General features: G+C 75.0%; 12 protein-coding genes and 1 pseudogene. 6 read left to right on the top strand and 7 right to left on the bottom strand.

The window, feature by feature from the left end:
• The first annotated feature begins 21 nt into the window (after nt 1-21).
• Nucleotides 22-801, top strand: a complete 780-nt coding sequence (locus LDL48_RS03925) for a YcnI family copper-binding membrane protein (protein ID WP_225253587.1) — start codon at nt 22-24, stop codon at nt 799-801.
• 24 nt (nt 802-825) lie between these two features.
• Here LDL48_RS03925 and LDL48_RS03930 read toward each other — a convergent pair whose 3' ends face one another.
• Together LDL48_RS03930 and LDL48_RS03935 are read right to left on the bottom strand one after the other, a co-directional pair.
• Nucleotides 826-1,095, bottom strand: coding sequence for a DUF2277 domain-containing protein (locus tag LDL48_RS03930; protein ID WP_225253588.1), 270 nt, complete (start codon nt 1,093-1,095; stop codon nt 826-828).
• 36 nt (nt 1,096-1,131) lie between these two features.
• Complete coding sequence (locus tag LDL48_RS03935; RefSeq protein ID WP_225253589.1) at nt 1,132-1,872, bottom strand: SDR family oxidoreductase; 741 nt, start codon at nt 1,870-1,872, stop codon at nt 1,132-1,134.
• A 162-nt stretch (nt 1,873-2,034) separates the two neighbouring features.
• Here LDL48_RS03935 and LDL48_RS03940 point away from each other — a divergent pair, with 162 nt between their 5' ends.
• Together LDL48_RS03940 and LDL48_RS03945 are read left to right on the top strand one after the other, a co-directional pair.
• Nucleotides 2,035-2,448, top strand: a complete 414-nt coding sequence (locus tag LDL48_RS03940) for a hypothetical protein (protein WP_225253590.1) — start codon at nt 2,035-2,037, stop codon at nt 2,446-2,448.
• A gap of 10 nt (nt 2,449-2,458) precedes the next feature.
• Nucleotides 2,459-2,860, top strand: a complete 402-nt coding sequence (locus tag LDL48_RS03945) for a DnaJ family domain-containing protein (protein WP_225253591.1) — start codon at nt 2,459-2,461, stop codon at nt 2,858-2,860.
• Nucleotides 2,861-2,952: 92 nt separating this feature from the next.
• Here LDL48_RS03945 and LDL48_RS03950 read toward each other — a convergent pair whose 3' ends face one another.
• The 5 genes from LDL48_RS03950 to LDL48_RS03970 form a co-directional block, all read right to left on the bottom strand.
• Nucleotides 2,953-3,645, bottom strand: coding sequence for a hypothetical protein (locus LDL48_RS03950; RefSeq protein ID WP_225253592.1), 693 nt, complete (start codon nt 3,643-3,645; stop codon nt 2,953-2,955).
• Between the two features lie 210 nt (nt 3,646-3,855).
• Nucleotides 3,856-5,088 carry a polysaccharide biosynthesis protein gene (locus LDL48_RS03955; protein WP_225253593.1) on the bottom strand — a complete coding sequence of 411 codons (1,233 nt, stop codon included), beginning with the start codon at nt 5,086-5,088 and terminating at the stop codon, nt 3,856-3,858.
• Between the two features lie 149 nt (nt 5,089-5,237).
• Complete coding sequence (locus LDL48_RS03960; RefSeq protein ID WP_225253594.1) at nt 5,238-6,263, bottom strand: NAD-dependent epimerase/dehydratase family protein; 1,026 nt, start codon at nt 6,261-6,263, stop codon at nt 5,238-5,240.
• Nucleotides 6,260-7,045 carry a glycosyltransferase family 2 protein gene (locus LDL48_RS03965; RefSeq protein WP_225253595.1) on the bottom strand — a complete coding sequence of 262 codons (786 nt, stop codon included), beginning with the start codon at nt 7,043-7,045 and terminating at the stop codon, nt 6,260-6,262. The genes LDL48_RS03960 and LDL48_RS03965 overlap by 4 nt, the downstream gene beginning before the upstream one ends.
• On the bottom strand, nt 7,042-8,247 hold the full coding sequence (locus tag LDL48_RS03970; protein WP_225253596.1) for a nucleotide sugar dehydrogenase: 1,206 nt from the start codon (nt 8,245-8,247) through the stop codon (nt 7,042-7,044). Before LDL48_RS03970 ends, LDL48_RS03965 begins: the two co-directional genes overlap by 4 nt.
• A 99-nt stretch (nt 8,248-8,346) precedes the next feature.
• On the opposite strand from LDL48_RS03970, the gene LDL48_RS03975 reads away from it, so the two are divergent.
• The 3 genes and pseudogenes from LDL48_RS03975 to LDL48_RS03985 all read left to right on the top strand — a co-directional run.
• On the top strand, nt 8,347-9,105 hold the full coding sequence (locus tag LDL48_RS03975) for an FkbM family methyltransferase (protein ID WP_225253597.1): 759 nt from the start codon (nt 8,347-8,349) through the stop codon (nt 9,103-9,105).
• Nucleotides 9,102-10,916, top strand: a complete 1,815-nt coding sequence (locus LDL48_RS03980; protein WP_225253598.1) for a hypothetical protein — start codon at nt 9,102-9,104, stop codon at nt 10,914-10,916. Before LDL48_RS03975 ends, LDL48_RS03980 begins: the two co-directional genes overlap by 4 nt.
• A 3-nt stretch (nt 10,917-10,919) precedes the next feature.
• Nucleotides 10,920-12,578: pseudogene (locus tag LDL48_RS03985) on the top strand (MmpA family trehalose lipid delivery protein); the annotation flags it as partial.
• Nucleotides 12,579-12,634: the final 56 nt, after the last annotated feature.

The following is a 12,634-nucleotide window of genomic DNA, read 5'->3' on the forward strand; positions in this document are numbered from 1 at the left end:
CCAGCGGAAGGCAAGACCACAATGATCCGTTCCCTGTTGCAGCGCTCGGCCGCGATCGGCGGCACGGTCGCCGTCCTGACCCTGGTGGTGGCGGCGCCCGCGTCGGCGCACGTGACGGTCAGCTCGCCCGGCGCCACCCAGGGCGGCTACGCGACGGTGACGTTCAAGGTGCCGAACGAGAGCGACACGGCCACCACCACGAAGCTCGAGGTGAACCTGCCGGCGGAGACGCCGTTCGCGTCGGTGTCGGTGCGCCCGCTGCCGGGCTGGACCGCGGTCGCGGAGAAGTCCAAGCTCGCCACGCCGGTCGAGGCGCACGGCGCGTCGATCAGCGAGGCGGTCACCAAGATCACCTGGACCGCGTCCGGTGACGGCCCGATCAAGCCCGGCCAGTTCCAGGCGTTCGACGTCTCGCTCGGCCCGCTGCCCAAGGCGAACCAGGTGGTCTTCAAGGCGCTGCAGACGTACTCGGACGGCAACGTGGTGCGCTGGATCGAGGAGCCGAGCGCCGACGGCACCGAGTCGGAGAGCCCGGCCCCGGTGCTGGCGCTCGCCGCGCCGGTCGAGGACACCCCGGCGCGGGCGGGCGGCCGCGGCCTGACCGAGGAGGAGGAGCAGTCCCGCGTCGACAACGCCACCGCGTTCGGCCTCGGCGGCGTGGCCCTCGGCCTGGCCGGGATGATCATGGGCCTGCTCGCCTACCGGCGGGCGGGGCGGTCGCCCGGTGCCGGTGCCGGTCCCGGTGCCGGTGCCGGTGCCGACAAGGTCGCCCCCGCGGCCGGTGCCGACAAGGTCGACTGAGCACGACCGCGGCTCACGGGCGGGTCAGGAGGCGTACCGCTTCCGGGCCCGCTCGCGCGCCTTCGCCGCCTCGATCTCCCGGTCCTTGGGCGGGGCGGCGGTGACCAGCGCGGCGAGCAGTTCCTCGGTGGCCGCGGCGACCAGCTCGACGGCCCGGTCGAAGGCGTCCTGGTTGCGCTGGGAGGGACTGGTCGTCCCGGCCACCTTGCGGACGTACTGCAGGGCGGCGGCCCGCACCTCGTCGGAGGTGGCGGGCGGCTCGAAGTTGTGCAGCTGGCGGATGTTCCGGCACATCACCCCAGCCTAGCCGCGTGCGCCCGCCGGGTGCGGTCAGCTCTGCTGCTCCATGGACCACAGCTGCCACACCGTGGTGCGCACCGACCGCGGCTGCTCCAGCACCGCGTGGATCGCGTGCGCCACGTCCTCCGGCCGCAGATAGGCGTCCAGCTCCGGGGAGCCCTCGGTGCGCCCGGCGCCGATCGCGAACTCGGTGGCGGTACCGGCCGGGCAGACCAGCGTGACCCGGATGCCCTCGGCGCGCAGTTCCCGGTCGAGCGAGCCGCCGAGACCCACCTGGGCGTGCTTGGTGCCGGCGTAGACCGCCTCGTCGGCGCCGCCGCGGAAACCGGCCACCGAACTGACGATGATCAGATCACCGCCGTCACCCTGGGCCCGGAACTGCCGGACCGCCGAGCGGACGCTCCACACCGTGCCGAGGTAGTTGGTCTCCACCATCTCGGTCAAGGCGGCGTCGTCCAGGTCGAGGATGCCGCCGTACGCGCCGATGCCGGCGTTGGCGACCATCGTGTCGAGCCGGCCCCACTTGTCCACCGCGGCCGCCACCAGGGCGTCGTTCAGCTTCGGGTCGCGGACGTCGCCGACCACCGGCACCACCCGGTCGGCACCGAGATCAGCGACGATCGTGGCGAGCCGGTCCTCGCGGCGGGCGCTGACCGCGACCCGGGCACCGGCCCCCACCAGGTCGTAGGCGGCGGCCGCTCCGATGCCGGCGCTGGCGCCGGTGATGGCGACGACGATGCCGTCGAGAGACCGGGTGGCGGAGTGGGGCATGACAAACCTCCAGGGGTACGAACGTCCTCCGGCCACCGTACGGCGGCGCGAGTCGGATCACCGACTGTTCGGCGCCGAGTTCGGAGTTGGCGGCCCGGTGCAACCGCCGATACCTACCGTCGGCGCAGGGGCAACCGGCCCCGCCGACGACAGGAGAATCACATGCGCCGCCTGCTCACCCTCACCGCACTGCTCGGGTTGTCGCTGTCCGGCCTGCTCACCGCGGGTCCGGCCGCCGCGGCGCCGGCGATCACCGCGGACCTCACCTCCGCCACCCTGGTTGCCCGGGGCGCTGCCGTGGACGTCACCGCCACCGTGGTCTGCCCGGTCGGCACGTTCGACTTCCTCTCCCTGACCCTCACCCAGCGGTCCGGCAGCGCCGTGGCGGCGGGCGGCGGTTCCGTGCCCATCGGCTGCACCGGCGAGCCGCAGACGGTGACGCTGCGCGCCCCGGCGCAGGCCGGCGGCCCGCCCTTCCGCAACGGCGTGGCGCTGGCCACCGGCGAGCTGTACGCCTGCAACGACGAGAGCTGCGCGTTCGTGACGATCAACGAGACGATCCGGATCACTCACTAGACTGGACGGCATGTCGACGTGGTACGAATCGTCGATCGACCGGCAGCTCCGCGAGGCACAGGAGCGCGGCGAGTTCGACAACCTGGAGGGTGCGGGCAAACCGCTGCCGGGCTACGGCAGCGAGTACGACGAGGACTGGTGGGTCAAGGACTGGCTGCGGCGTGAGGACGACGCGTCCGGGGCGTTGCCGCCCACGCTGGCACTCCGCCGGGAACGCGAGGACCTGGAACGGATCGTCGACAGCAAGCCGTCCGAGCAGGCCGTCCGGGAGTACGTCGCGGCGTTCAACCGCCAGCTCCGCAAGGCCCGCGCCGGCCTGCTGGACGGTCCGCCCACGGTGTTGCCGCCGGTCGACCCGGACGCCGTGGTGCGGGGGTGGCACCGCCGCCGGGCGCGCCGCCGGCCCGGGTGAGACGCCGGGCGCGCCGCCGGCCCGGGTGAGACGCCGGGCGCCCGCCGGTCCGGGTGAGACGCCGGGCGGCGGTCCGGCCCCGCCGGATGCCGCTACCGCGGAGGTGGGCTGGGTACCGGGCGGATCGGCCCGTCCTCCCACCGTGACGTGCAGTGCCGCACGTCGGTCGCCCTCGGGAAGACGGCCCGCAGGCGTTGTTCGAGTGCCGCCTGCTGGGCCGGGGTCAGGGCTTCGCGATGACCGACCAGGATGCCGGAGCCGGGTCCGGCACGTGGCGAACCCACGCTCACCGATTCGGCGCCGGACCCGATCGACTCGGCCAGACCGGCGGTGAGGGTGACCTGGCGCTCCGGCACGGTCACCTGGAAGCAGTCCGGCCTCCTGGTCAGGTCGGCGTAGGGCAGGTACGCGCCGAGGACGAGCAGCGCGCCGACGGCGGCCAGGACGGCCGCGGGCCACCGGCCCGACATCGGAAGCAGGGCCAGGAGAAGCGGCAGCGCCGCCGGCACGAACAGCAGCCCTCCGGCCGCCAGGGTGAGGAGACCGGCCACCACCAGCAGGGGCACCACGATCGCCTCGGCGGTCCGGAACGCGGCCGGGATGGTGGCCGCGGCCGGTGCCGCGGCCAGGACGACGAAGGCCAGATAGATCGCGACGAAGAGCGGATGCAGCAGGTGGAAGGAGAGGTACGCGGCAGCAAGTAGCGTCCACAGGACTCCCAGGCCGACCATGGCCCGCTGCCAGCCGGACACCCGCGGCGGGGAGACTTGAACGCGTTCAACCATGCCCCGACTGTAGCGTCCCCGCGCTCGCACGAGCGTCGGGGGAGAGGCCGGCCGAACCGGACGGCCCGTGCGGCGGCGGTCCCCGTCAGATCTATGCGGCGGCGGGCCCGCAGATCCGTGCGGCGGCGGTCCCGCAAATCTATGCGGCGGCGGTCCCGTCAGATTTCGTGCGGCGGCGGTCTCGTCAGATTCGTGCGGCGGCGGTCTCCGTCAGATCGTGGTGCCGGAGTCACCTGGCGACCGGCCGCCCCCGGGAGGGCGGGCGTTCCGGGTGCCGCGTGCGGTCAGGGCGGCGGTCAGGGCCAGCGCCAGTGCCGCGGTGCCGGCCGCGCTCCACATGATCGCGGGCAGGGTGTGCGGCACCAGCCACCGGGTGAGCACCACCAGCGCCACGGTCCCCGCCCACAGCGGCACGGACGGCCACCGTGCACCGGCCGCGACCTGGGCGTTGACCAGGACGAACAGCAGGGCGTAGAGGGCTCCGGTGGCGGCGAACACCGGCGCGTACCGGCCCAGTCCGACGTAGTCGCCGCCGCCGGCCAGCCGGAAGGCCAGCCCGCCGGCCAGCCACGAGGCGGCGACCAGCGCCGTCCCGCAACCGGTCACCAGCCCGGCCGCGACGGCGAGGGCCCGGCCGCTGCCCTGGGCGAGCCGCGGCAGCGCCAGCACGGTGACCACCTGCGGTGCCCACAGCGCGCCCTTGGTCAGCACGGTGCCCACCGCGTACGCGCCGGAGGTCGCCGCCGGGAGCAGGTCCCGGGCGAGGATCACGTCGGCGTACGACACGACCAGCATGGCGAGCGTCGCGGAGCAGGCGGTGACCACCTGCCGCGCGGTGACGCCGGGGTGCCCGGACGCGGTGGCCGGGGCCGGGGTCAGCACGGCCAGGACGGGCGGGACCAGCACCGCCACCGCGGTGCCGAGCAGCACCGAACCGGTCAGCCCGGCGCCCAGCAGCAACCCGGCGATCAGTCCGGCGTACCGGCCGGCGGCCAGCACCGCCATGCCGAGGGCGAGGCGCAGGAACCGTTCGTCGCCCTGGAGTTCGCCGAGCCACCGGCCGGAGAGCACGGCGGCGCCGGTGTAGACCGCGAGCAGCAGGACGACGGCCGGCGGCAGGTCCAGGACCGCGCCGGCGACCGGTGCCAGCAGCGCGACCGTGCCGGTGCACGCCGCGGCGGTGAGCCAGCCGGCCGGCCCGGTGCGGGCGCCGGGGCGGCGGGCCCGGTGCACCGCCACCGCGATCTGCAGGCCGGTGCCCGGCACGGCGGCGATGGCGGCGATGGCCAGCACGGTGGCGAGCGCGCCGAGATCGCCGGCCCCGAGCCGGCGGGCGCCGAGCACCGGCACCAGGTAGCCGAACGCGTTGGTGACCGCGCCGGCCGCCGCGACCGCCGCCGCGGACAGGCCGATCCGCCGCCGCGACACCGACGCCGCGGACACCGGTGTCCGCGGCGTCGGCGTGCCGGGCGTCGGTGTCCGGGGCGTCGGCGTGCCGGGCGTCGGTGTCCGGGGTACCGGCGTGCCGGGCGTCGGCGTCTGGGGCGTCGGTGTCCGCGGCGTCGGCGTCTGGGGCAGCGGGACCGGGTTGCCTACAGGCGGCCGTCCGCGACCGCCCGGGTGATCCACGGAATCACCTCGTCGAGCATCGCGTCCAGGGTGGTCTCCGCGCGGAAACCGAGCACCTCGCGGGCCTTGGTCACGTCCGGCACGCGCATCGCCACGTCGTGCGCGAACGGTTCGTCGCTCACGTACCGGAACGGCACGTCCGGGCCGCGGACCTTGCGCCAGATCAGCGCGGCCAGGTCGAGCACCGTGGTGGACTCGGCCGTGGACAGGTTGAAGTCGTCGTTGCGGGCGGCGTCGTGTTCCATCGCGGTGGCGATGCCGCGCGCCAGGTCCCCGCCGTAGGTGTAGTGCCGCACCTGCTCGCCGGTGCCCAGCAGGTGCAGCGGGTCCTGTCCCTTGAGCACCTTCTGCACCAGGTCGGGCACCACGTGCGACATGGCGAGCTTGACGTTGCCGGACAGCACCTCGGCCTCGCCGAGCGCCCGGCCCTCGCCGACGCCGACGCAGTTGAACGGCCGCACGATGGTGTACGGCAGGTGGTACTGGTCCCAGGCCGCCCGCGCGTAGTACTCCACGGCCAGCTTCTGGAAGCCGTACGAGGAGCGCGGCGGCGGGACGCGGCGCTCGTCACCCTCGCGGCTCGGCCACCGGTCGGTCGACTCGTACACCATGGACGAGGACAGGTAGGTGACCTTGCGGAGCCGGCCGTCCCGGTGCGCCGCGATCGCCGCGTCGCAGGAGGCCGCCATGATCCGCTCGTTGCTGGCGAGCAGGTCGTACGCGTAGGTGTGGAAGTAGGAGATGCCGCCGATCATCGCGGCGCCCGCGACGAAGTGGTCGCAGCCGGCGAGCAGCGCGGTGAGCAGGTCCGGGTCGCGGGCGTCCCCCTCGACGAACGTGAAGCGCGGATGGTCGTCGTAGCCGTGCGCCACCGGCCCGTACTTGGACAGGTTGTCCAGGCCGACCACCTCGTGCCCGCGGCCGAGCAGTTCCTCCACCAGGTATCCGCCGATGAAGCCCGCCGAACCGGTGACCAGCACCTTCGTCACGCCGGAGTGCCTTCCCTGTCGCGTCCGGCCGGCGCCGGATCCGGCTTGCGGGCCGCCCAGCGGGCGGCGAGGTCCGCCTCGGTCAGCCGCCGGCCGAACGCGAAGGCGTACCAGCGCAGGTAGCTGGGCAGGAACCGGCCGACGTCGAAGCGCGACTCGCCGAGCTGGCGGTCCAGCCAGATGGTGGGGATCTCGGCCACCGGGCGGCGCAGCCGGGTCGCCTTGGCGGTCAGCTCGATGCCGATCTCGAAGCCGGTGCGGGACTCGATGCCCACCGCGCGGACGAAGTCGGTGTCGTACGCCTTGAAGCTGTTGGTGGCGTCCCGGGTGCCGGCCCGGGCCAGCAGTCTCAGGCTGCGCCCGGCCCAGCGGGACGCCATCCGCTTGAACCGTGGCCCGCCGACCTGCTGGCCGCCGGGCATGTAGCGGGACGCCGCCGCGACCACCACGCCGCGGTCGACCAGCCGGGCCAGGTCGTCGACCTGCCGGGGGTCGTCGCAGCCGTCGGCCATGGTGACCACCGCGACCGGGGCGCGGGCGGCGTCGATGCCGAAACGGATCGCGTTGGCCGGCCCCGGGCCGTACGTGTTGAGCACCGTCCGCACCCGAGGGTCGTGGCGGGCGATCTCGGTGGCGAACGGGACCGTGGTGTCCTCCGGCATGTCGTGCACGACCAGGATCTCCGCGGGCAGCAGCACCTCGCGCAGAATGCGTTCGAGGTGCCGGACCACGCCGGCGCCCTCGTTGTAGACCGGGATGACCACCGAGACCCGGGGCGTCACACCAGCACGCCCTGTCCGGTCAGCCCCCACATGTCGACCAGTGGCCGGTCGGTGTCGAGGTCGGCGTAGTCGGGGTGCGGCGCGGCGATCACCAGCAGGTCGGCGCGCTTGAGCACGTCGTCCAGCGGCAGCAGCCGGTCGTCCGCGACGTACGGGTCGGTGCACAACGTCTCCCGCGCCTTCAGCGTCAGGATCTTCCGCAGCTTGTACGCCAGGCTGTCGCGCGGGTCGTCGCTGCCGCCCTTGAACGCCATGCCGAGGATGCCGACGCTCATCCGGGCCAGGTCGAACCGGTCCTCCAGCCGGGACACCAGGTACAGCGGCAGGCCCTCGTTGATCAGCATCGCGGAGTGGCCGAGGACGAAGTTGTTCCGGTTGAACGCGGCCAGCTGCATGGTGTCCTTGAGCAGGCACGGGCCGGCCGCGAAGCCGGGCATCGGCAGGTCGGCGGCGCGCGGATAGTCGAACGCCACCGCGTGCCGGATCCGGGCGAAGTCGAGGCCGAAGTCGTTGGCCATCATCCAGAACTGGTTGGCGGTGGCGAACTTGATGTACCGCCAGGTGTTGGTGAACAGCTTCGCCAGCTCGGCCTCCTCGGGCCGGAGGCGCACGACGGTGTCGGTCAGCCGGCGGAACAGCGCCTCGGCCCGGTCGAGTGCCCGCGGGGTCCGGGCCGCGACGATCTGCGGCAGCGTGAACAGCTCGGTCATGGCCCGGCCCTCGGCGATCCGTTCCGGGCAGAACGCCACGTCGACCGCGAGTCCCTGGCCGGCGAGCAGCTTCTCGGTCAGCGCCGTCACTCCCGGGTAGACGGTGCTGCGCAGGACCACGAGCTGGCCGTCGCGCAGGTGGCCGGCGCACCGCTCGATCGCCCGGGGAACCGCGCCCAGGTCCGGGTTGAGGTGCTCGTCGACCGGGGTGCCGACGACCACGACGAGGGTGTCGGCGAGCCCGGCGCCGGCCGGGTCGGTGGTGGCCCGCAACCGGCCGGCGGCCAGCGCCTCGGCGAGCGGCGCGGCGGCACCGTCCTCGGCGAACGGCAGGGTGCCGGCGTTGACCCGGTCGACCGCCCCGGCGTCGATGTCGTAGAGCACGACGGACAGTCCGCGGCTGGCCAGCGCGATGCCCAGGGGCAGGCCGACCCGGCCGCAGCCACCGATCACGCAGACGTCCACGCCGTCGCCGTGCACCGCCTCGGTCATCTCGCCTCGCCTTCCCGCCGGGCTCCGGCGAGTGCAGGTTACTAGCGAGGAAACCTCGGGTCTACCCGTAGGTAGCTTCGGGTCTTAAGGTTCGACACCATGGCCGGCACGCTCCCCACCGAACTCAGTTCGCGGTTCGCCGCGGCGCTACCGGCGCGCGCCGTGGCGGCCGCCGTCCGCTCCGCCTACCCCCGGGTGGAGCCGGAGCTGGCGCGGCTGGCCTCGTACGCGCCGCGCGGCGGCACCGCGGTCGACATCGGAGCGTGGTACGGGCCGTGGACCCGGGGGCTGCGCCGGATCGCCGACCGGGTGGTCGCGGTCGAGCCCGCGGCGGAGCTGGCCCGGTGTGTGGCGGCCGCCTACCCGGACGTCCGGGTGGTCGAGGCGGTGGCGTCCGACCACGCCGGCACCGCGGAGCTGTTCCTGCCGGCCGGCGGTCCCGGGGTCGGCACGTCCTCGGTGGAGCACGGCACCGGTGCGCCGGTCACCGTGCGCCGGGTCACCGTCGATCAGCTGGACCTGCGCGACGTCCGGTTCGTGAAGCTGGACGTCGAGGGGCACGAGCTGCCAGCGCTGCGCGGCGCCGAGACGACCGTGCGGCGGGACCGCCCGCTGCTGCTGGTCGAGGTGGAGGAGCGGATCCAGCCGGTCCGGCCGGTGCTCGACCTGCTCGCCGGGTGGGGGTACCGGCCGTACGTGATGCCGGCCGACCGGTGGCGGCCGCTGGACGGCTTCGACCTGATCGGACATCAGCGGGCCGCGGTGGCCCGGGTGGCGCAGAGCTTCGCCCGGCGGGTGGTGCGGCCCACCCCGCGGTACGTGAACATGGTGCTGTTCCGGCCGGAGCCGGCCCGGTGAGCGCCGGCTCCGAGCGGCGCGGCCGGATCGACCCGGTGGACGCGGTCGCCGCCCTGCTGATCACCGTGAGCGTGCTCTGGCGGGCGTCGATCACCGTCCGTGGTTACCTCACCATCGACGACTTCCCGATTCTGGCCCAGGCCGACGCGCTCGGCCCGGGGCACCTGTTCGCCCTCTACAACAACCACTTCATGCCGGCCGGGCGGCTGGTCACCTACGCCGCCGAGCGGTTCACCGGGCTCGAGTACTGGCCGTACGCCACGCTGATGCTGCTCGGGCAGTTCGCCGTCGGGGTGGCGTTCTACCGGTTGCTGCGGCTGATGCTGCCGGCCGGCTGGCCGTTGCTCGTACCCCTGTGCCTGTTCCTCTTCAACCCGCTCACCCTGGAGATCAGCGCGTGGTGGGCGGTCGGGATGAACCTGCTGCCGATACAGCTCGCGATGATCGTCGCGGTCGGCGCCCAGGTGCGCTACCTGCGCTCCGGCGACCGGCGGCATCTGGTGACGCTGGCCGTGGCGTTCGTCGCCGGGCTGCTGTTCTTCGAGAAGGCGCTGTTCGTCGCGCCGCTGGTCTTCCTGGTCACGCTCTGCCTGTACGCGCCGGGCGGCCCGGTGCGCGCGCTGGTCACCACGCTCCGGCGGTGGTGGCCGGCCTGGGCCGTGCTGACCGCCGTCTCGGTGGTCTTCCTCGCGGTCTACCTGTCGCTGTCGCCGGCGTCGTCGCTGCGGGCGCCGGCGTCGGCGGGGGAGGTGGGTACGTTCCTGGGCCAGTTCTTCGGCGAGTCGCTGCTGCCCGGGCTGGTCGGCGGGCCGTGGACCTGGCTGGACGCGGGCGACGGTGCCGCGGTGGTCGCCCCGGCCCGGTCGGCGCGCTGGGTCTCGTGGGGCCTGGTCGCCGCGCTGGTCGCGGTGACGCTCTGGCGGCGCCGTGCGGTGGCGGTCCGCGCCTGGACCCTGCTGGCGCTCTTCTCGGCACTGGCGGCCGGCCTGATCGCCGCCACCCGGCTCGGTTCCGGGCTGAGCGGTGTGGCCGGGCTGGTGCCCCGCTACCTCGGCGACGTGCTGCTGGTGGCGGCCCTGTGTGTCGGGGTCGCGGTGTGCGGGCTGCGCCGCCTGGAGCCCGCCGAACCCGCGCTCGCGCCGGTACCGGCGAGCCCTCGGCCGGTCCGGGCGGCGGTGGCGGCCGGCCTGGTGCTGCTGGTCGCGAGCAGTGTGTACAGCGGCGCCGGCTTCGCCGCCGACTGGCAGGTCAAGGCGGGCCGGGACTACCTGCGGACCGCGCGGGCCGACCTGGCCGCCGCCGGGTCCGGCACGGTGTTCATGGATCAGCCGGTGCCGGAGGCCGTGGTCCCCGGGATGTCGGCGCCGTGGAACCTGCAGTCCCGGTTCTTCGGCCCGCTGGAGGACGGGCCGGTGTTCGTCACCGGGGCCCGGAAGCTGTCCGTGTTCGACGACTCCGGCCACGTCCGGCCGGCCTGGGTGGACGGTGTGCGGGCCCGCCCCGGCCCGGTGGCCGGCTGCGGCTACCGGGTCACCGGCGGACGCGCCGTGACCATCCCGCTCCGGGCCGACCTGGTCGACTACTGGCAGGTGGTGCGGATCGGCTACCTCAGCGACCGCGACACCACCGCCACGGTCCGGATCGGCGACCGGGCCGGCTCGTCGTTCGACGTGCACCGCGGCCTCAACGCGGTGTTCCTGCTGATGCTGGTCGAGGGCGACGACGTGGTGCTGCAGGTGCGGGACCCGGCGGCCAACCTGTGCACCGACGAGATCGAGATCGGCGCGCTGGCGCCGCAGCCGGCCGGGTAGCCGGTGCGCCGCCGGTTCGTCCCGCACGCGGTCGCCGGCGCGGTGACCGCGGTGGTGCTCGCCCCGCTGGCGCTGCCCGGGTACGTGCTGCGCTACGACATGGTGTTCGTGCCGCGGCAGCCGCTGAGCCCGGAGATGGTCGCGCCCGCCGACGCGCTGCCCCGCGCGGTGCCGCTGGACGCGCTGGTGTCGCTGGTCAACGTGGCCGTGCCCGGCTGGCTGGTGCAGCGGGTCGCGTTGGTCGCCGTGGTCTACCTGAGCGCGCTCGGTGCCGCCCGGCTGGTACCGGCCCGGCGCACCGGCACCCGGGTGGTCGCCGCGCTCGCGTTCGGCTGGACGCCCTTTCTGGCCGAGCGGCTGCTGCTCGGCCAGTGGGCGCTGCTGCTGGCGTACGCCGCCCTGCCGTGGCTGGTGGCGGCGGCGCGGGACGTGCGTGCCGGACGGCCCGGTGCGCTGCCGCGGCTGGCGCTCGCCGCCGCGCCCGCCGCGGTCACCCCGACCGGCGGCCTGATCGCGCTGGTCACGGTCGCGGTGCTGCTGCCGCTGCGGTCCCGTGTCACCGCCGCCGCGCTGGCCCTGGCCGCCGGGCTCAACGCGCCGTGGCTGGTGGCCGCGCTGACCGGTGCGGCGGACGGACGGTCCGACCCGGACGGTGTGGCCGCCTTCGCCGCGCGGGCGGAGAACTGGGCCGGTTCCTGGGCGGCGCTGGCCGGCACCGGCGGCATCTGGAACGCGCAGACCGTGCCGGCCAGCCGGGCCTCGCCGCTGGTGCCGGTGGTCACGCTGGTGCTGCTCGGGGTGGCGGCCGCCGGGCTGGGCGAGTTGCGCCGCCGCTGGCCCGGCGGCGCGGACCGGCTGGTCGTCCTGGCGGCCGGCGGGTTCCTGGTGGCCGCGGCCGGCACCGCGCCCGGCGCGCCGGTCCTGGAGTGGCTGGTCGCCCACCTGCCGGGCACCGGGCTGCTGCGCGACGGCCAGAAGTTCCTGATCCCGTACGCGCTGGTCGTCGCGCTGGGCTTCGCGCTCGGCGCGGAGCGGATCGCCGACCGGCTCGCCCGGCGCTTCGAGCCGGCGGCCGGCCGGGTGCTGCTGGCCGCCGCCGTGCTGCTGCCGGTCGCGGTGCTGCCGGACCTCGCCGTCGGTGCCGGGGGCGCGCTGCGGCCGGTGCGCTACCCGGCGGACTGGGACGCGGTGGCCGCCCGGGTCGCGGCCGCGCCGGGCGAGGTGCTGTCGCTGCCGTTCGAGGGCTACCAGCGGTACGCCTGGACGCGCGGCGTGGTGGTCCGCGACCCGGCGCCCCGCTACCTGGACGCCCCGGTGCTGATGAACGACGCCCTGCGGGTGGGTGCGGTGACGGTCGACGGGGAGAGCCCGCGGGCCGTGGCGGCGGGTGCGGTGCTCGCGGCCGGCCGCCCGGCCGCGTCGCTCGGCGTCCGCTGGGTGCTGGTCCGCCGCGGGCCCGGCGAGCCGCCCGCGGGTGTCCTCACCGGACTCCGGCTGGTCCACGACGGACCGCACCTGCGGCTCTGGGAGAACCCGTCGGCCCCGCCCGCCGGGCCGGCCGTCGCGGGTGGCCGGCGGCCCGCGCTGCTCGCCCATCTGCTCGCCGCGGCGATCGTCGTGCTCGCCGCCGCCGCGCTGCTGCGCACCCGGCGGAGGTCGTGGTACGGTCCGCGCAATCAGCAACCCGGGGAGGCAGTGCCATGGCCAAGCTGGCCACG

It is taken from the genome of Jidongwangia harbinensis (assembly GCF_020216025.1).
Lineage (GTDB): Bacteria > Actinomycetota > Actinomycetes > Mycobacteriales > Micromonosporaceae > Actinoplanes > Actinoplanes harbinensis.